Raw genomic sequence first — 16900 nt, 5'->3', positions numbered from 1 at the left:
AGAGAACTCCGCGCGACCGAGATCCTCATTCGGTCGGTGGCGTGATAACGGTCCTCTCAAAGAGCGTTCGCATGCTCCTACTGGGACTATCGCGCGACCTCCGGTCCTATGAGGCGCTCCGCGGCGGCTTGTGCGAGAGTGCTGGGATGTCGTCACCGCAGGCGCTCAGCGAATCCGATCGCCGGTGGGTCGCGGCGTGGGCGGCCGACTGCGCCGAGCGAGTGCTGGCGCTGTTCGAGTCGGAGGCACCCGATGATGAACGGCCACGCGATGCGATCGCGCGGGCGAGGGCCTTCTCTCGCGGTGATCTGACCGCAGCGGGTGAGATCAAGCGGCGTTTCGTCGCGGGGCGCGCGGCACATTCAGCAAGTTCGCCGGCGGCCGTGGCGGCGGCGCGGGCTGCCGCCCAGGCGGCGGGGGTCGCGCACATGGGAGCGCACGCTCTGGGCGCTGCGGGTTACGCCGCAAGAGCTGCCGGTCTCGCGGCCGGCAATGCTGATGCCGTCACCGCAGAGCTTGATTGGCAAGTCGAGCATATGAGCAGTGATGTTGCCAGAGCGCTTCGCCGGCTCCCCCTCCTCGGCGAAGACTCGGCAGGTCCGCTCGGCTCCGGCCTTCTGGCCTCAGGAGACCTGGGCAGGAACATCGCATCGATCCAAATGAGACTGCACGACGTCGGACGTTGAGCCCCCGTCCAGCGGTCCGCAAACGTGCACTGTCGAGAGCCTGAGCCGTGTGCTTCGCATCCTGGTCGTGGAGCGCTGTTGCGGTCGTTACGGGGTCAGCGAATGGTGGGTGCTGAGGACTGTCGCTGTCCGGATTGTCGGGGAGCATTGAGCGGACACACGAAGGAGTACCCCATGTCCACGTTGCCTTCCCTTCCTCTTCCGCCGGCCCCAGCCGGTTCGAACACCGTGAACTCGTTCATCATGACGGACGACGCGACCGGTCTCATCGCCTTCGTCGGCGCCGTGTTCGATGCCGTCGAGAACACCGACGCCCGCACGGCTGATGCCGACGGGCTCGTCCTCCACTCCGAGCTCCATATCGGTGATTCCCTCCTCACCATCGCCGATCGCAAGCCGGCGTGGCCGTACACGCCCGCGTTCACGCGCGTATATGTCGTCGATGCGGCGGCCACTCTCGAACGGGCGGTCGAGCGCGGTGCACGGATCGTCACGGAGCCCACCGAGTTCTGGGGTGATGTGTTCGCGCGTTTCGCCGACCCGTTCGGTCACCTGTGGTGGGTATACGAGCACACCCCCGCAGCGCAGGAGTGGGCGGCATCCGACATCTCCGACGCGTCTGGCGATACCGGCGTGTGGGATGGCGCCGATACCGCCGATGCCAGCGGGTCATGGGAGGACTTCGCCACACCCGAACTCGACTACATCCACTCCACGCTCATCGACGCCATGAACAGCTTGCGCGACCCCCGGGAGAAGAGCTGAAAGCACCCGCATGAAACCCCATGCGCGCATGGGGTTTCATGCGAGCGGTCGGCTTACTCAAGCGTTGGCGCGTCGTTGGGGTGAGTAGCTCGAGCTGCTTTTCGCGGCGTGCGCCGTGGCTGGGTTCGGCGGGAGGAAGTTGATCCACCTCGCGACCGTGCCATGGGTTGAGGTCTGTCGACTCGATGCCGCGGTCTATGCCGCGGTGGATGCCGCGGGCCGCTTACTCGAGGGCTGGCACGGTCAGTTGAAGGAGTTCAATGCGCGCCGGTATTTGTCGCTGTCCGCGCGTGTGGCGTCGGTGATGAGTATGGCGTGTGGTCCGAGCTTGCGGGTGTACTCGCCTTGGCAGGGGATGGCGACGATCTTGGTGAGCCCGGCGCGCCATGCCGGAATCAGCGCATCGAGGTCGCGTAGCTCCGGGCTGTTCTCCAGGTCGTGAGGACGTGATGCGATGAACGCGGTCATGCTGGTCTGTTCCCAGTCCAGGTGCGACGGATCCTGAAAAGCATCCCGATCGAACTCGTCACCCCAGTCCGGGCCGACGATCTCGCGCAGCAGCGCCTCTCGCTGCGGCGAACCAGCCTGCGTCCCTTGAAGTTGGTCGAAGAGCTGCGGGTCGTGCTCTCGTGCGGCGTGCGCGGCAACTGCCCGCCATATGCGCACCCACGCGTCCTCCCACAGCGCGCGAGTCGCGTCGTCCACAGGGATCGCCGCACGCTCGGGCGTTTCAACCAACCGAGGAGGAAGGTCATCGCCCTCGGGCTGAAGGCCATGCGCTTCCCGCAACCACAGCAGCTCGCGAAGATGGTGTGGGCAGTCCTCCACCGTAATCTGCATGTCGTGTGGCCACGGGTTACCAGGAATCGGCACGGCGGAGAGCATCGCCCCAGTTCATCGGAACTCTCCACCGCCCGCAACGGTTCTGTCACCCGCCGCCCGGCAGCGGTGGCTCATCGCGCTGTCAGGCACGGCTACATCACCGCGCTTGTGCCTGGGTGGGCATCTGTGTCGCGCTCGCGAGTATCGTCCAGATGTGCAGCCTCTCGCCTCCGCCACTATGCGGCGACCTTTTCACTGGGGAATTGTCATGACCGAGTCGTAGGTCCTGCAAAATACCCGTCAACCGTATCTGGCTGCCGAGTCGATGATGGTGCTGACGCGGATGGTCTCCTCGGAAGCGAAGCCTCCGTATCGATGTCAGCACGATCCCTGCGGGAGTGAAGCCCGACGGATGGGTGTACTCAGAGGGACTCCCTCACGCTCGTTGGCCTCCCTACCGTTGAAGCGGTGCACGCCGCCGCTGCGCGAAGTGGACCATCACTACGCGCCAGGTGGTACGGCCTTCCCTGTCGCGCGGAAGCGGTCGTCTGCACTTTTGACTCCCCTCGTACGACGGCGGGGAAGTCCCACATGGAAGGACCACCATGACCACCATCGCCATCATCGGGGCCGGCCCAGGACTCGGCCGGGCCACCGCTCGCCGCTTCGGCCGCGAGGGCTTCGCCGTCGCGCTCCTCTCGCGCACCCAGGAGAACGTCGATCAGCTCGCCGCGGAGCTGGCCGATGCGGGCGTGACCGCCCGCGGGTACGCGGCGAACGTCCGCGAGCCCGACGCGCTGCGCGAGGCCCTCGCCGCGGCGGCATCCGATCTGGGCCCGATCGAGGTGCTCCAGTACAGCCCCATCCCCGCGCGCGAGTTCATGAAGCCCGTGCTCGAGACGGCGGTGGAGGACCTCGTCGGCCCCGTCGAACAGTCGGTGTACGGCCCGGTCACCGCGGTCCAGCAGGTCCTGCCGGGCATGCGGGAGCTCGGACGCGGCACGATCCTGCTCATCAACGGCGGCAGCGCCGTCCGTCCGAACGGCGCAGTGGCCGGCACCTCCGTCGCGTTCGCCGGAGAGTCCGCCTACGGGCAGATGCTGCACGACGCCCTCGCCCCCGAGAGCATCCACGTCGCGCAGCTGATCATCCCCCGAGGCATCGGCGGCGGCGACCTCGACCACGAGCCTGACGCCCTCGCCGAACGGATCTGGTCCTTGCACCGCGACCGCGGTGCCTTCCGCACCTTCGTCGGAGAAGAGCCGGCGTGACACGCGTACCGGGGCGAGTCCTCGCTACGGGGGCAGCAGTCGCTCTTGCGCTGCTCCTCCCCGCGTGCAGCAGCACATCCGGGGAACAGCCCGCGACGAGCGCATCTCCCTTGGGCTCCGTGTCACCGAGCGCGCCCCCCGCCGTTCCCGCCAGTCCCACCGAGGAGCCATCCGTGGACACCGTCATCGGCACGACAATCCGCTTCACCGCGCCCGAAGGGACGATCGACGTCACGCTCGACGAAGACAACCCCGCAGTGCGCGACCTGCTCGCGATGCTGCCGATGACCCTCGAGTTCGAGGACTTCAACGGCGTTGAGAAGATCGCCTACCCTCCGCGTGACATCCAGACGGCCGGCTCGCCGCCCTCGAGCGCCGGTGCAGGAGACCTCGCCATCTACGTCCCCTGGGGCGACATCGCCTTCTTCTACGCGGGCGAACGCGGCGCGCCCTCTGCTGACATCGTCCACCTCGGCGTCTTCGACGCCACCCTGGACGAGCTCCAGGGCCTCGAAAGCGGCGATGTCACGGTCGCCGTCGTCGACTGACCAACGAAGTGTCAGGTCGATGTTCTGGCCATCCGCAAACATCGAGCTCGCGCAGCATCTCTCGGCGGACGCGATCCCGCGGCACGACGCGACATTGCGCGGGACCGAGATTGTTGCTGCCAGGCTCCGGCGACGGTCGACTTACCCGACCCCCAGGTTCCCCGTTGGACCACCAACACACCGACCTGCGCCGCCACAGACTGCCAGACCCGACGGCGAAGGCCGATTCATCACCGCCCACTCGGAGGGATCGTGCTGGGCGCTCACAAGCGATCTAGGACGAAATCCACCACTCGGGTCGTGAGCTGCACCCGCTGGTCGGAGAGGGCATGGTCGCTGGCGAGTACTGCGTGTCGGAGGCGGCTCCCCGCGTTGCTGAATTCGGCGACCAGCGGCTCGTGGTGGAGCGCCGCAGGCGTGACTGCGTCACGGCTCGTCCCGATCAACAGCACGGCGCGTCCTTCGAAGTCAGTCGCGAGGTCGCGGAGTGACCATGATTGGCCTGCGTCGAGCATTTCGCGCACCAGTGCCTCACCGTCCGTTTCAGTGAGTACCGGCGTCTCCGATGCGAATGCCTCGGTGTAGACCTCGAGCAACGTCGGGTCGGCCTCGATCGTCGCGGAGACCGCGCCGAAGTCGAAGCCGGAGATCGAGGCGGCTAGGCGCACGGCCGGTCGCGGGGCCGCTGCTTGGAGGGCGAGGAATCCGCCGAGACTGTGCCCGACGACGGCGACCCGCCGGGCATCGAGCTCCGCCATCTGAGGATGCGCGCCGCTGAGCAGATCGTCGAGAACAGCTTCGGTGTCCGCGAGTGCATTGGCCCACGACCAGCGGCCCGGCATTCCCCAGCAGCCGCGGTAGTGGAACACGAGGGATGCGACGCCCGCTCGGCGCAGCGCCTGGGCGATGTCGAAGTTGCGCTCCCAGCCCGGAAATCCGTGGAGGAGGAGAACGACCGGGTGTCGGCCCTCGCCCGCGGGGAGGTGCAGGACTCCGTGCAGTGAGTGCCCAGCGCTCTCCAGCACCACATGCCTGGTCGAAGCGGGAGGACCTTGGACGAGAGGCGGGTCCGCCACCAGATAGTTGGTCATCGATCCTCCGTACGATAGTACCGATCGGTATTATCTAATCATGCGACCGCCTGCTCAGGAACCTCCGGCACGCATGTCAGCGGGTGGAGGAACGTGCGCGGTCGAGCAGGACTTCCGCAGCGGCGCGGGCGTCCGCTCCAGCGCTCGAGGCGTCGCCATCGATGACCGTCACGGTGGTCGCGCCCTCGATGAGGAGCAGCAGCTGGCGAGCGAGGCGGTCGGCGCTCGCCTCGTCGTGCACACCCGCGTCGGAGATGCGGTCGCGCAGCAGCTCCCGGTAGCTCTCGAGATGCGCACGTGCCGTGCTGCGCAGCCCGAGTTCCTCATCCCCGCGCACATCCGTCACTGCGTTGACCACGGCACACCCCCGATAGCTCGGCCGGGCGAACCAGTCGATGAGCAGGTCGAAGATCGACAGCACCCGGTCAGCACCGACCGGAGCATCGACCGTCTCGCGCCGCAGCCATTCGTGGATGCGCGCGGAGCGCCGGTCGACCACGCGGGCAGCCAACTCACTCTTGGAGGGGAAGTAGCGGTACAGGCTGAGTTTCGAAGCGCCCGCCGCGGCCGCGATCTCGTTGACACCCACGGCGTGGATGGCCCGTTCGGCGAACAGCCGGTCTGCTGTGTCGAGCAGCCGAAGCCGAGTCTGCTCGGGATCGATGCGCGCCCCCTTGGGTACCGGCATGGTGACAACCTCTTCCGGGATCTGAAGTGAATACCGATCGGTTTTATCATACGAGCGCGCCCCCCGTCCGGCGACTGTGGCTCTCGGTGTTCCTGGCCTATCTGGCGTTCGGCGGCACGTTGCAGCTCCTCCCGATGTCCCTCGAGTCGCGATTCCAGTCGAACGCGGCGTCCATCGGACTCGCTGTGGGCATCGCCTTCGCGGCGACAGCCGCGTGCCGTCCGTTCGCGGGATGGGCGGGCGACGCCGGTGCCGGGAGGCAGGTCGTCGTTCTGGGCGGGGTTCTTACACTCGCGGGAGTGCTCGGCCAGGCCCTCGCGGTCGACGAGTGGCACGTGCTCCTGGCGCGGGTGGCGATGGGGAGCGGCGAGGCCGCGGTGTTCTCCGCTGCCCTTCCGTGGGTGTTGCGTGGAGTGCCGGTCAACCGGCGAAGCAGTACCTCCGGCCTCTTCGGCATGTCTATGTGGTCGGGCCTCTCCCTTTGCCCGCTCCTCGCTGGCGGAGTCGCTCTCGGCGGCGAGACCATGGCCTGGCTCACGCTGGCCGCCCTGGGGCTCGCGAGTGCGCTCGTGGCGGTCGCCACTCCGACTTCGGGGCCGGTTGTGCTGCCGCCGTTCCAGCCGCGATCGCTCTGGCCACGTGGTGTCGGGTCGCCGGCTGTGATCTTCGGGCTCGTGGCCTACGGCTACGGCACGATCACCGCTGTGCTCGTGCTCCACCTCGCCCACGGCGCCGGCGGGGCCGCGTTCGGTTTGCCGGTGTTCGCAAGCGCCTTCCTTCTCGTGCGCGTCACGGCGAGTCGCGCCGTGGACCGCTTCGGCGGCCCGATCGTCGCCGTCGCGACCCTGACAGCCGAGTCCGCGGGGTTCGTGCTGATACTCACGACGGATGCCGCGGCCGCCGTCTTGGTCGGTGTGGCGCTGGTCGGCGCCGGGTGCAGCCTCGCGTTCCCAGCTGTGGTGGGGATGACCCTGTCCAACTCCACCGGGGGCACTTCTGGCGCCGTGGTCGCAGGGGTGACGTCGTTCTGGGATCTCGGGGCGCTCGCCGCGGGAGTGTGCGGAGGCATCCTGGCGACAGGCATCGACACCAGGGCCGCATTCGCCGCGGCACTCACGGCGACGATCATCGCCGTGGTCATCGCTCTCTCGATCGCACTGCAGGGACGCCGGGCAGCGACGCATAGCGACGCGAGAAGATCGTCAACAGATCGCACGCTGGGACCCCGCCGTAGAAGCCGATCCCGGGGGGCGTGACGTCGGCTTTGGCAACGTCTTTCAATCAGTCCCAGGCCAGGTTGATGAGCCGCTGGAAGGTGCCGTAGCCCGCGCGCGCGAACGCGTTCGCCATGGGCAGGTTGCCGACGTCGGTCGAGGCGCGGATGTGCGGCGCGCCCGCCTCGGCCAGGACGCGTGTGCCCTCGGCGAGGATGCCGTCGATGTAGCCGTTGCCGCGATGCTCGGGCAGCACGCCGACGTACGCGACGATGTGGTGGTAGGAGTTGCGCGCCGGGAAGACGAAGCCGACGGCCTCGCCCGCGCCATCGACGGCCACCCGCCACCACTCCCGAGGCGTCGTATACCGTGCGAATTCTTCGTCGAACTGGACGCGCGCGACCTCCTGCGGCGATGCGTGCCCGAGCTCGCCGCGGCTGTGCGCGTCGAGCGTCCCGGTGAGCGCGCGTGTCGTCAGGTCGAGCACCTCGTCGTCGTCCTCGAAGGCGCGGAAGTCCAGGCGGGGATCCGGTGTGGGGATCCCTGCCTCCGGCTCCCACTGGAGGCGCAGGCGCTCAACGACGAATCGGGCGCCCGCTGCCTCGAGCAAGGTCATGATCGTCTCGGTCGCGCGTCGCTCGGACCGGCGCTCGCGCCAGTCGGCCGGAAGGTAGCGGGCGAACTCCGGCGGGGTCGCCTGGCCCGCGATCACCTCGCCGTGCGCGGCGTCGAGCAGGGCGGCGCCGACCTCCCGCTGCTCGTCGTCGGAGAGGGCGTCGTCGAGGTCGAAGATGTCGAACTGCGTGGCATCCGTCGCTCCTGCCGGGCTCCAGAGTGCGAGTCGACCGAGCAGACGGTCCTCGTGAATTGCGAGCCAGGTCCACTCGACGTGCCGGCGCCCCTGCTCGAGGTCGTCGGCGATCTCGTCGTTCAACGCATACGGGAGGCGGTTGAACAGCTCGATCTCATGCGCGCCGCCGAGCTGGCGGACGTCGAAGGCGATGCTCATGCACCGGCCGCCGATGCCGTGACCGGCGCCGCGGCATCCGTTCGGATCCTGGAGTACCACTCGACGACGTTGCCGCCCTCGAACGAGCGCACCTCGTCGAGCGCGAACACGGTCGGGTTGAACTCGGGGCCGAAGGCGGTCCGGCCGGCTCCGGCAATCACCGGGTAGCGCTTGATGACGAGCCGGTCGATCTCGTCGAGAAGCTGTCCCGCGAGGACGCCGCCGCCGGCGAGATAGATGTCGAGCGGCGAGTCCTCCCGCTTCAAGGTGCGCACGGCCGCGACGGGGTCACTCGCGACCATCGTGACCGCCGGATCGAGCTGTTCAAGGCCGCGCGAGACGACGAACTGGCGCAGGTGCGAGTACGGCGAGGTGATGCCGAGCTGGAGACCGGGCTCGTAGGTACGGCGACCCATCACGATGGTGTCGAAGCGCGTGAGCGGGGCGTCCGAGAAACCCAACTGTGCTCGTGCGTGGGTGGGCAGGGCGTCCCCGTAGTCGCCGACCATCCAGGCCATGTACTCGTCGGAGCCGGGAAAGAAGTCGACTTCGTCGTCAGGGCCGCAGATGAAGCCGTCGATGGACAGTGAGATGTAGTACGTGAGGTTTCGCATGGGTCCTTCGTGTCGAGGTACGGTATCCACTATAACCAGAGTGGTTATGACGCAAGAGTGGGGGCCTGCCATGGCGAGGAACCGGGAGCGACGGCATCACCTGCTGGATGCCGCGGTCGAGGTGATCGCGGCCGAGGGCGGCCGCGGACTCACGTTCGGTGCCGTCGACCGCGCGGCGACGGTGCCGCCAGGCACCGCGTCGAACTACTTCGCATCGCGCGACCAGCTGCTGGCCGAGCTCGCCGAGCACGTCTTCGTCCGGCTCGCTCCCAACCCCGACGAGGCGGCCGAGCGCATGTCCGCGGAACCGACGCGCGAGAGCGAGCGTGGGCTCATGATGTGGCTCGTCGAACGGGCGCTCGCCGATCGCCCCGCGCACCTCGCGCTCTTCGAACTGCGGCTCGAGGCGACCAGGAATCCGCACGTCGCGCCGACCGTGACCCGGCAGTTCGCCGGCAATCTCGCGATCGCGACGTCGGACCACGTCGATCACGGCTTCCCGGGGGACCGGTCGACCGCTCTCGTGCTCTACCTTGCGATGAGCGGACTGCTGCTCGACCACCTCACGATGCCGGAACTGCTGGGTGCCGATGCCGTCGCGGCGATCGTCGACTCGATCATCACTGCTGTGGTGCCCGAGCAGCGAATCGACTGAGCCACATCCGCGCCGGGGCCCGCGGTGACAGGGGATACCCTTCACGCGCCATGCGTGCTCACTCCGTCCCCGCGAGAAACACCCGGACTCCGGCTTGGCGCCCGGACTCCACCTCGGCGTCGACAGTGGCATCGGATCGGCCTTTCATCATGATCCTTCGCCTCACCTCGAGCTGGATCCGCGCTTGCACCTCACCGGCCCGGGCCGGGGTAGGCGGCCCGAATGCGGCGACGTTCGTACGTCAGCGTCGCGGTGAGAAGGAGAAACCCGGCCGTGACCCCTGCGAGCTGCGCGAGAACAGGCTCCAGTTCCCCTCCGAAGATCAGGAGGAGGGCGACGAGCGCTCCACCGAGGACAGAGTTCACGGCTCCGATCATGCTCGCCATCGTGAAGAGGAACGAGGAACGGGAGTAGCGCACACCCAGCTCGCCGGTGCGCGGGCTGTCCAGCGAGATCAGGTCCGGTCCCAAGGGGTGCAGGCTGACGAAGTGCTCACGGATCCGCTCCATACGCTGGCGCACCGTGATGTTCTCGACGCTGGTGTCGACCAGCCGCACAACGGTGAACCAACCGAGCATGAAGATCGTCGGCAAGACGGTGAAGGCGAGGCTGGCCAGCAATGCCGGCGAACCCCCGGCGAACCCGATCGCCACGAGCCCGCCGGACAGTGTCGACAGGTAGATCGTGCTGCGCGTGCCGGCTTCGCTGATCGTCGAGCTCGCGACCGATTGCAGCACGAACAGCTCTGTGCCCACAGCGCTGTTGAGCGCGGCGGCGTTCGCGTCGGCATCCGCCATCACTCGCTCCTCACGATCGCGGCTGTTCGAAGCGGGTGGATCATGCCGCGGCGAAGGCCTTGCGGAGGACATGGATGGCCTGTTCGATCGCGGCGGTGCTGGCAGCGGAGCTGCGAAGCGGGTTGAGCATCATGAAGTCGTGAATCGTGCCGTCGTAGCGGGCGAGGGTGGTGCGCACACCGGCCGCAATGAGCTTTCGCCCGTACGCTTCCCCCTCGTCGCGGAGCACGTCGTTCTCGTCGACGATGAGGAGCGTCTCGGGGAGACCCTTCAGCTCGTCTATCGGAGCCTGCAGTGGGGATGCGGTGACGTCCTTGCGGGCGTCGATGTCCGGCAGGTAGCTGTCCCAGAACCAGGCCATCGCATCCGCGCGAAGGTGAAATCCTTCGGCGAACTCGCGGTAGCTGTTTGTTTTCTGGCCGGCGTCGGTGACCGGGTAGTACAGCGACTGGTGGATGAATGCGACATCACCGCGCTTCTTTGCGAGGATCGCGACTACCGCCGCCATGTTCCCGCCGACGGAGTCACCGGCGATGGCAAGACGCGAGGCGTCGAGGCCCTTGGTGGCGCCTTCGTTCATGATCCAGCGTGCCGTCGCGTAAGCCTGTTCGACGGCGACCGGGTGATGCGCTTCAGGAGACCGGTCGTACTCGACGAACACGATCGCCGCGCCGGCGCCCGTCGCTAGATCGCGCACGAGGCGGTCGTGAGTGCCGGCATTGCCCAGCACCCAGCCGCCACCGTGCACGTAGAGGACCACCGGGAGGTCCGTGGTGGTGCCTGCCGGCTTCACGATGCGCACTCGCACGTCGCCGACCTCGGCCGGGACGGTGATCCATTCGTCGGTGACGTCCGGTTTCGCGATGGGGGCCGCCTGGACCTCGTCCAGCAGCTTCCGGGCACCGTCGACACCGAGGTCGGCGAGGAACGGGGGCTTGGAGGTGGCGTCGGCGAATGCGCGGGCTTCCGGCTCCAGAACATGGTCAGTCATGACAGATCCTTTCGGTCTTGAGGTGTGAGCCGGTCCCGACCGTCACCGGTCGGCAGCCCATGCAAGACAAGACCGGGTGGCGTCCGCGAATGTGACCTGGCATGGTCGATCGAAGCGCGATAAGGGGCCCCTAGCCTCGTCCCTCTGCGAGCGGAACGGATCGCTAGTGCTCTCGCACCTCGTCCAGGAGCTCGCGTGAGAGCACATTGCCGGCATCCACGGTGAGGCGCTTGATGGGCAGCCCGCCGATTCAGGCGCGCAGTCGGATCGGTGAGCAGGCCGATCGTGTTGCCCACATCGACTGCTCGCCGAGGTGATGTGACGTGGGTTACCCGAGGGCACTCGCGCCGAGCTGCCGGGAGATCGCGGCGCGGATCTCGGGGACCGCATCGACGAGGCGCTCGAGCGGGCATCGGAAGCTCACGGCGCTGACGCTCACCGCTCCCGACGCCGTCGTCGCGCCGTCGAGGTAGATGGGGATGGCGACGCAGTTGATGCCGATCTCGTTCTCCTGGTCGTCTATTCCGAACCCGCGCTGCCGCGTCGCCTCGAGCTCTCGGTAGAGGGCCCCGGGAGTGGTCAGACTGTTCGGCGTCTTCTGCTCGAGGGGGAACGGGCCGAACCATTCCGTGACCTGCGCGAGATCGAGGAGGCGGTCGCTCAGCAGGGCCTTGCCGACGCCGGTCCGGTAGGCGGGGTTCCGGCCGCCGATCACCGACGTCAGGCGAACGGCTCCCTGTGGCGGATCCATCTTCGCGCGGTACACGATGTCCTTGCCCGAGAGGACCGCGTAGTGCGCCGTCTCACCGAATTGCGCGGCGAGCTGCTCGAGCAGCGGCTGGATCCGCGCGGTCTCCGGGCGCCCGTCGAGGTTGCGGAACGCCAGCCGCAGATACTCGTCACCAAGGATGTAGACCCCGCGTCCGGTCATCTCCGCCAGGCCGGCGCGGCGAAGCGTTGCCAGTGCGCGGTGCACGGTGGGTTTGGAGCTGCGCAGCGCGCCGGCGAGTTCATCCAGGGTGACTCCGCGCGGATGCTCGGCGAGTTCCGTGAGCACGGCGATCACACGATCTGCGCCGACCAGCCTCTCCTCGGGGGCGCCGCTTTCGCTGGAGGCAGTCGGTTCGCTCATGATCGAATCCATTCTGGATCAGCGCTGCAGGCGCGGATCGACGTGCACCTTCGGCCCCGGGCCCGCATCACTGCCGCGGTAGCCCTCCAGGCGTGCGGCCACGTCTTCGAGAGCGACGACCTCGCTCACGATCGCATCCGGGGTGACCGACCCGTCGGCGAAGTGCTCGATCGCGCCGGCGAGACCGGGCGAGGCCGACAGGATGCCGATGGCCGTGATGTCTTTGAGCGCGATGTCGCGGGTGTCGATCAGACTCGGCGTCGAGGACAGGCCGATGTAGACGACGCGCCCGGCCGGCTTCGCAAGCCTGACGGACAGGGCCGGCATCGCCTTGTTGCTCGTCGCCTCGATGACGGAGTCGAACCGGTCCGGTGCCGACGCGGCCAGGTCGTCGAGTTGCCACGTGTGCGGCACCCCGAGCGTGCGGGCGAGGTCCAGCGAACCCTGTCGGACGCCGCCCACGTGCACGTCGGCGCCGGCGGCGAGCGCGAACTGCGCTGCGAGCAGGCCGATCGTGCCGGATCCGAGCACGAGGACGCGGTCGCCGGGTGTGATGTCGGCGGCGCGTACGGCTCGCAATGAATTGCCGCCAGGCTCGACCAGTGCTGCCGCGGTGACGCTCACGTGCTCGGGGATCTCGTATGCGAAGTGCGTGGGCACGAGAGCCTTCTCGGCAAGAGCGCCGGGCCACCCGTCTCGGATGCCGACTTCGAAGCGGTTCGGGCAGACGTGGTGCCGGCCGCGCCGGCAGTACTCGCAGTCCCCGCAGCCGAGCATCGTGTCGCCCGTGACACGCTTCCCGATCCATCTCTCGTCGGCGGGGTCGCCGACCGCCGTCACGCGGCCGGTCCATTCGTGCCCGAGGCGGAGCGGGAAGGTGGTGTGGCCCTGGTCGATGTACGCCATCTCGCCGGTGTACAGCTCCACGTCGGTGCCGCAGATCCCCACGCGTTCCACGTCGACGAGTAGTTCGCCGGGCGCGGGGATCGGGTCGGGTTCCTCTTGAACGGATGCCCGACGCGGCGCGGTGACGACCAGGGCTCGCATCAGGAGACTGCCGCCGGGTGGGCGATGACGCGCTGCGTCTGCGTGCCGAGACGGGTGATTCCGAGCCTCACCGTTTCACCGCCGTGCAGGAAGACCTGCGGCGAGAGACCCATCCCCACCCCCGGCGGCGTGCCCGTGTTGATCAGGTCGCCGGGTTCCAGGGCGAGGAACTGGCTGAGGTAGTGGACGATGAAGGCCGGGCTGAAGATCATCGTGGATGTCGACCCGCGCTGGCGGCGCGTGTCGTCGACGTCGAGCCACATCTCCAGGTCGAGTACGTCGCCGATCTCGTCGGGAGTGACGAGATAGGGTCCGGCGGGGTTGAACGTGGGCGCCGACTTGCCCTTCGACCACTGTCCGCCTCGTTCGAGCTGCCACGCGCGTTCGCTCACGTCGTTGACCAGAACGTAGCCGGCGATGGATGCTGCGGCTTCGGCTTCATCCGCGAGGTATGACGAGTGCCGGCCGATCACGATGCCGAGCTCGACCTCCCAGTCCGTCTTCTGCGAGCCGCGGGGGATGAGCACGTCGTCGTTCGGGCCGATGAGCGTGTTGGGGGCCTTCGTGAACAGGATCGGCTCGGTCGGCACCGCCTGCCCTGTCTCCGCCGCATGGTCGCTGTAGTTCAGGCCGATGCAGAGGATCTGGTGCGGGCGCGCGAACGGCGCACCGAAACGCCGGTCGCCTACAGGTTCGGCGCGACCTGCGGAGACCCTGTCCGCGACGATGTCCGCGAGGGTGGCGAGGGCCCCCGAGCCGAAGAACTTCTCGTTGAAGTCGTCGACGACATCGGAGAGGTCGACGAAGGTGTCGTCGTCGACGAGCGCTCCGGGGGTTTCGGAGCCGGCAGGTCCGAGTCGGACGAGTCTCATGCGTGGGCTTCCTTCTCTGTGTGCCGGTAGGGACGGTCGTGCTGCCGTGCCAGCGCGGCGTCGGCTTCTCGACCCGGACGGCCCTGTGCCATAATTCAGAATGCTAGCGGGTCATTCAATCTGATGGAAAATGAGGCTGAGGGTGAATCATCTTCGGAGCGCCGACTGGTACGAGGGAAGCGACCGGAACGCCTACATCCATCGAGCCTGGATGCGGCGCGGACTTCCCGAAGACGCGCTCGACGGCACGAGGCCGCAGATCGCGATCGCCAACACCGCGTCGGACCTGACGCCGTGCAACATGCACCTCGATGAGGTCGCGGAGAGCGTCAAACAGGGAGTCTGGGCGGCCGGCGGCGTCCCGCTGAATCTTCCGGTGGTCTCGCTCGGCGAGACGCAGGTCAAGCCCACCGCCATGCTCTGGCGCAACATGGCCGCCATGGCGATGGAGGAGATGTTCCGCGCCAATCCGATCGACGGTCTTGTCCTCCTCGGGGGATGCGACAAGACCATTCCGGCGCTGCTGATGGCGGCCGCTTCCGTCGACATCCCTGCGATCGTCGTCCCCGGTGGGCCGATGCTCACCGGGCACTTCCGCGGCGAGGCGCTCGGCTGCGGCACCGACGTCTGGCGCTTGAGTGAAGAGGCCCGTGCGGGCGCGATCTCGAAAGCCCAGTTCCTCCAGTCCGAACAGTCGATGATCCGTGGCAAGGGTCATTGCAACACGATGGGCACGGCGTCGACGATGGCCGTCGTCGCCGAAGCGCTCGGCATGACGATCCCCGGGTTCGCCGGCACACCGGCCGCAGACGCCCGCCTGCTGTCGCTCTCCCACGCCACGGGCCGACTCATCGTGGATCTGGTCGAGGCGGACCTCAAGCCCAGCGACATCATGACGAAGGATGCCTTCCTCAACGCGATCATCGCGGTCGCGGCCGTGGGTGGCTCCACGAACTCCGTCGTGCACCTGCTCGCGATCGCCGGCCGGCTGGGACTCGATCTCACTCTCGAGGACTTCGACGCCGCCGGCGCGGGGGTGCCGGTGATGGCGAATCTGCAGCCCAGCGGAGAGTTCCTGATGGACGACCTCTTCCGGGCGGGCGGGCTGCTCGCCCTGCTCGCACAGGTGAAGGACCTCCTCCGCCCCGAGCCGATCACCGTCACCGGCAAGCCGCTCGTGGACTACCTGGGCGACCGCCCGGTCTACGACGACACCGTGATCCTCCCGCGCGATGCGCCACTGATGGAGGATGCCGGCATCGCCGTGCTGCGCGGGAATCTGGCCCCGCGGGGGGCGATCATCAAGCCGTCGGCCGCGACGCCCGAGCTGCTTCAGCATGTCGGCCCGGCGATCGTGTTCGACAGCGTGGAGGACATGCGGGCGAGGATCGACGATCCTGAGCTGGACGTCACCGCCGACTCCGTTCTCGTCCTGCGTGGCTGCGGTCCGCGTGGATATCCCGGCATGCCCGAGGTCGGCAACATGCCGCTGCCGCGGAAGCTGCTCGAGCAGGGCGTCCGCGACATGGTGCGCATCAGCGACGCCCGCATGAGCGGCACGGCCTACGGCACCGTCGTGCTCCACGCCGCACCCGAAGCGGCTGCCGGTGGTCCGCTGGCGTTCATCCGCACCGGCGACGTCGTGACGCTCGATGTCGAGAACCGGATCCTCAGCTTCGACGTGTCCGAAGAGGAGCTGCAGTCCCGCACTCAGTCTCCGGCGAGCGAGGCCGCCTACGCAGCCCCCGTCCGCGGGTGGGCGAAGCTCTATGTCGACCACGTCATGCAGGCCGACACTGGCGCCGATCTCGACTTCCTCGTCGGATCCAGCGGACAGATGGTCAGTCGTGAATCCCACTGAGACGGCGTCCCGCGCGGGACTGAGCGATCAGTCTGCACTCGGACGGAGCGTCGCTCAGGTGAGCACGTACAGGACGAACTCGACCCACGAGACAAGGAACCTGACATGAGACGCGCCATCATCACCGGCGGTGCGAGCGGACTCGGAGCCGCCTGCGCGACCCGACTGCGCTCCGACGGTGTGGAGGTCATCAGCTTCGACATCACCGACGCCGCCGACCATCGTGTCGACATCACCGACGCCGCCGCCGTCGACGCGGCCGTGGCCGAGATCGGCGCCGTCGACATCCTCATCAACAGTGCGGGGATCGTCGGTCCGAACAAGCCGCTCTGGCAGATCGAGCCGGGGGAGTGGCAGCGGACGTTCGACGTCAACGTCAACGGACTCTTCAACGTCACGCGCGCCGTGATCCCCGGGATGGTCGACAAAGGCTGGGGTCGCATCGTCAGCATGGCGAGCATGGCCGGCAAGGACGGGAACCCCAACCTCAGCGCCTACTCCGCCTCCAAGGCGGCCGTCATCGGCCTCACCAAGTCACTCGGCAAGGAGCTCGCGAAGACCGGCGTGATCGCCAACGCGATCGCTCCCGCCGTCATCGAGACTCCCATGAACGCCACGACCGCCCCGGACGTCCTCGCGCACATCACGTCGCTCATCCCCATGGGCCGGGTCGGTAAGCCCGCAGAGGTCGCGGCGCTCGTCGCGTGGCTCACCTCCGACGAGTGCAGCTTCTCGACGGGAGCCGTCTACGACATCAGCGGCGGCCGCGCGACCTACTGATAACCGTCGACGTGGAATGATTCGACCGGGCCGCTGCCATCTCAGGCGCTTGCTGCG

General features: G+C 67.9%; 18 protein-coding genes. 8 read left to right on the top strand and 10 right to left on the bottom strand.

The window, feature by feature from the left end:
- Positions 1-146: 146 nt before the first annotated feature.
- Positions 147-686: a putative immunity protein gene (locus tag ACI3KX_RS13400; protein WP_404910038.1), complete on the top strand. Its 540-nt coding sequence runs from the start codon at positions 147-149 to the stop codon at positions 684-686.
- 174 nt (positions 687-860) lie between these two features.
- Positions 861-1451, top strand: a complete 591-nt coding sequence (locus ACI3KX_RS13395; protein ID WP_404910037.1) for a VOC family protein — start codon at positions 861-863, stop codon at positions 1449-1451.
- A gap of 243 nt (positions 1452-1694) precedes the next feature.
- Here the strand turns inward: ACI3KX_RS13395 and ACI3KX_RS13390 are convergent, their stop codons facing one another.
- Positions 1695-2336: a hypothetical protein gene (locus tag ACI3KX_RS13390; RefSeq protein ID WP_404910036.1), complete on the bottom strand. Its 642-nt coding sequence runs from the start codon at positions 2334-2336 to the stop codon at positions 1695-1697.
- Between the two features lie 542 nt (positions 2337-2878).
- Between ACI3KX_RS13390 and ACI3KX_RS13385 the strand changes: the two genes are divergently transcribed.
- The gene (locus ACI3KX_RS13385; protein WP_404910035.1) at positions 2879-3544 is read left to right on the top strand and encodes an SDR family NAD(P)-dependent oxidoreductase; all 666 of its coding nucleotides are present in this window, start codon (positions 2879-2881) and stop codon (positions 3542-3544) included.
- Positions 3545-3717: 173 nt separating this feature from the next.
- The gene (locus ACI3KX_RS13380; protein ID WP_404910034.1) at positions 3718-4092 is read left to right on the top strand and encodes a cyclophilin-like fold protein; all 375 of its coding nucleotides are present in this window, start codon (positions 3718-3720) and stop codon (positions 4090-4092) included.
- Between the two features lie 263 nt (positions 4093-4355).
- Here ACI3KX_RS13380 and ACI3KX_RS13375 read toward each other — a convergent pair whose 3' ends face one another.
- Together ACI3KX_RS13375 and ACI3KX_RS13370 are read right to left on the bottom strand one after the other, a co-directional pair.
- Positions 4356-5183 carry an alpha/beta hydrolase family protein gene (locus tag ACI3KX_RS13375; RefSeq protein ID WP_404910033.1) on the bottom strand — a complete coding sequence of 276 codons (828 nt, stop codon included), beginning with the start codon at positions 5181-5183 and terminating at the stop codon, positions 4356-4358.
- Between the two features lie 76 nt (positions 5184-5259).
- On the bottom strand, positions 5260-5871 hold the full coding sequence (locus tag ACI3KX_RS13370) for a TetR/AcrR family transcriptional regulator (protein ID WP_404910032.1): 612 nt from the start codon (positions 5869-5871) through the stop codon (positions 5260-5262).
- A gap of 86 nt (positions 5872-5957) precedes the next feature.
- Here ACI3KX_RS13370 and ACI3KX_RS13365 point away from each other — a divergent pair, with 86 nt between their 5' ends.
- Positions 5958-7127, top strand: a complete 1170-nt coding sequence (locus tag ACI3KX_RS13365; protein WP_404910031.1) for an MFS transporter — start codon at positions 5958-5960, stop codon at positions 7125-7127.
- Between the two features lie 25 nt (positions 7128-7152).
- Here ACI3KX_RS13365 and ACI3KX_RS13360 read toward each other — a convergent pair whose 3' ends face one another.
- The gene (locus ACI3KX_RS13360) at positions 7153-8094 is read right to left on the bottom strand and encodes a GNAT family N-acetyltransferase (protein ID WP_404910030.1); all 942 of its coding nucleotides are present in this window, start codon (positions 8092-8094) and stop codon (positions 7153-7155) included.
- Positions 8091-8708, bottom strand: a complete 618-nt coding sequence (locus ACI3KX_RS13355; RefSeq protein ID WP_404910029.1) for a dihydrofolate reductase family protein — start codon at positions 8706-8708, stop codon at positions 8091-8093. Before ACI3KX_RS13355 ends, ACI3KX_RS13360 begins: the two co-directional genes overlap by 4 nt.
- A gap of 70 nt (positions 8709-8778) precedes the next feature.
- On the opposite strand from ACI3KX_RS13355, the gene ACI3KX_RS13350 reads away from it, so the two are divergent.
- Positions 8779-9363 carry a TetR/AcrR family transcriptional regulator gene (locus ACI3KX_RS13350; protein WP_404910028.1) on the top strand — a complete coding sequence of 195 codons (585 nt, stop codon included), beginning with the start codon at positions 8779-8781 and terminating at the stop codon, positions 9361-9363.
- Positions 9364-9554: 191 nt separating this feature from the next.
- Here the strand turns inward: ACI3KX_RS13350 and ACI3KX_RS13345 are convergent, their stop codons facing one another.
- The 5 genes from ACI3KX_RS13345 to ACI3KX_RS13325 all read right to left on the bottom strand — a co-directional run bounded on the left by ACI3KX_RS13345 (position 9555) and on the right by ACI3KX_RS13325 (position 14202).
- Complete coding sequence (locus ACI3KX_RS13345; RefSeq protein WP_404910027.1) at positions 9555-10160, bottom strand: hypothetical protein; 606 nt, start codon at positions 10158-10160, stop codon at positions 9555-9557.
- A gap of 40 nt (positions 10161-10200) precedes the next feature.
- Positions 10201-11151 carry an alpha/beta hydrolase gene (locus ACI3KX_RS13340; RefSeq protein ID WP_404910026.1) on the bottom strand — a complete coding sequence of 317 codons (951 nt, stop codon included), beginning with the start codon at positions 11149-11151 and terminating at the stop codon, positions 10201-10203.
- 328 nt (positions 11152-11479) lie between these two features.
- Positions 11480-12283: an IclR family transcriptional regulator gene (locus ACI3KX_RS13335; protein ID WP_404910025.1), complete on the bottom strand. Its 804-nt coding sequence runs from the start codon at positions 12281-12283 to the stop codon at positions 11480-11482.
- Positions 12284-12301: 18 nt separating this feature from the next.
- Complete coding sequence (locus ACI3KX_RS13330; protein WP_404910024.1) at positions 12302-13330, bottom strand: zinc-binding dehydrogenase; 1029 nt, start codon at positions 13328-13330, stop codon at positions 12302-12304.
- Positions 13330-14202, bottom strand: a complete 873-nt coding sequence (locus ACI3KX_RS13325; protein WP_363354706.1) for a fumarylacetoacetate hydrolase family protein — start codon at positions 14200-14202, stop codon at positions 13330-13332. Before ACI3KX_RS13325 ends, ACI3KX_RS13330 begins: the two co-directional genes overlap by 1 nt.
- Positions 14203-14344: 142 nt before the next feature.
- Here ACI3KX_RS13325 and ACI3KX_RS13320 point away from each other — a divergent pair, with 142 nt between their 5' ends.
- Positions 14345-16063: an IlvD/Edd family dehydratase gene (locus ACI3KX_RS13320; protein WP_363354704.1), complete on the top strand. Its 1719-nt coding sequence runs from the start codon at positions 14345-14347 to the stop codon at positions 16061-16063.
- A 105-nt stretch (positions 16064-16168) separates the two neighbouring features.
- On the top strand, positions 16169-16843 hold the full coding sequence (locus ACI3KX_RS13315; protein ID WP_363354702.1) for an SDR family NAD(P)-dependent oxidoreductase: 675 nt from the start codon (positions 16169-16171) through the stop codon (positions 16841-16843).
- Positions 16844-16900: the final 57 nt, after the last annotated feature.

The organism is Microbacterium sp. ZW CA_36, from assembly GCF_044987475.1.
Taxonomy (GTDB): Bacteria; Actinomycetota; Actinomycetes; order Actinomycetales; family Microbacteriaceae; genus Microbacterium.
Note: the sequence above shows the minus strand (reverse complement) of the source record. Positions and strands in the feature narration are given on the sequence as shown.

Excerpts from the sequence above, each read along its gene's own strand:
- ACI3KX_RS13400 (WP_404910038.1), top strand. The coding sequence starts at position 147 with ATGTCGTCACCGCAGGCGCTCAGCGAATCCGATCGCCGGTGGGTCGCG.
- ACI3KX_RS13395 (WP_404910037.1), top strand. The coding sequence starts at position 861 with ATGTCCACGTTGCCTTCCCTTCCTCTTCCGCCGGCCCCAGCCGGTTCG.
- ACI3KX_RS13390 (WP_404910036.1), bottom strand. The coding sequence starts at position 2,336 with ATGCTCTCCGCCGTGCCGATTCCTGGTAACCCGTGGCCACACGACATG.
- ACI3KX_RS13385 (WP_404910035.1), top strand. The coding sequence starts at position 2,879 with ATGACCACCATCGCCATCATCGGGGCCGGCCCAGGACTCGGCCGGGCC.
- ACI3KX_RS13375 (WP_404910033.1), bottom strand. The coding sequence starts at position 5,183 with ATGACCAACTATCTGGTGGCGGACCCGCCTCTCGTCCAAGGTCCTCCC.
- ACI3KX_RS13370 (WP_404910032.1), bottom strand. The coding sequence starts at position 5,871 with ATGCCGGTACCCAAGGGGGCGCGCATCGATCCCGAGCAGACTCGGCTT.
- ACI3KX_RS13360 (WP_404910030.1), bottom strand. The coding sequence starts at position 8,094 with ATGAGCATCGCCTTCGACGTCCGCCAGCTCGGCGGCGCGCATGAGATC.
- ACI3KX_RS13355 (WP_404910029.1), bottom strand. The coding sequence starts at position 8,708 with ATGCGAAACCTCACGTACTACATCTCACTGTCCATCGACGGCTTCATC.
- ACI3KX_RS13350 (WP_404910028.1), top strand. The coding sequence starts at position 8,779 with ATGGCGAGGAACCGGGAGCGACGGCATCACCTGCTGGATGCCGCGGTC.
- ACI3KX_RS13345 (WP_404910027.1), bottom strand. The coding sequence starts at position 10,160 with ATGGCGGATGCCGACGCGAACGCCGCCGCGCTCAACAGCGCTGTGGGC.
- ACI3KX_RS13340 (WP_404910026.1), bottom strand. The coding sequence starts at position 11,151 with ATGACTGACCATGTTCTGGAGCCGGAAGCCCGCGCATTCGCCGACGCC.
- ACI3KX_RS13335 (WP_404910025.1), bottom strand. The coding sequence starts at position 12,283 with ATGAGCGAACCGACTGCCTCCAGCGAAAGCGGCGCCCCCGAGGAGAGG.
- ACI3KX_RS13330 (WP_404910024.1), bottom strand. The coding sequence starts at position 13,330 with ATGCGAGCCCTGGTCGTCACCGCGCCGCGTCGGGCATCCGTTCAAGAG.
- ACI3KX_RS13325 (WP_363354706.1), bottom strand. The coding sequence starts at position 14,202 with ATGAGACTCGTCCGACTCGGACCTGCCGGCTCCGAAACCCCCGGAGCG.
- ACI3KX_RS13315 (WP_363354702.1), top strand. The coding sequence starts at position 16,169 with ATGAGACGCGCCATCATCACCGGCGGTGCGAGCGGACTCGGAGCCGCC.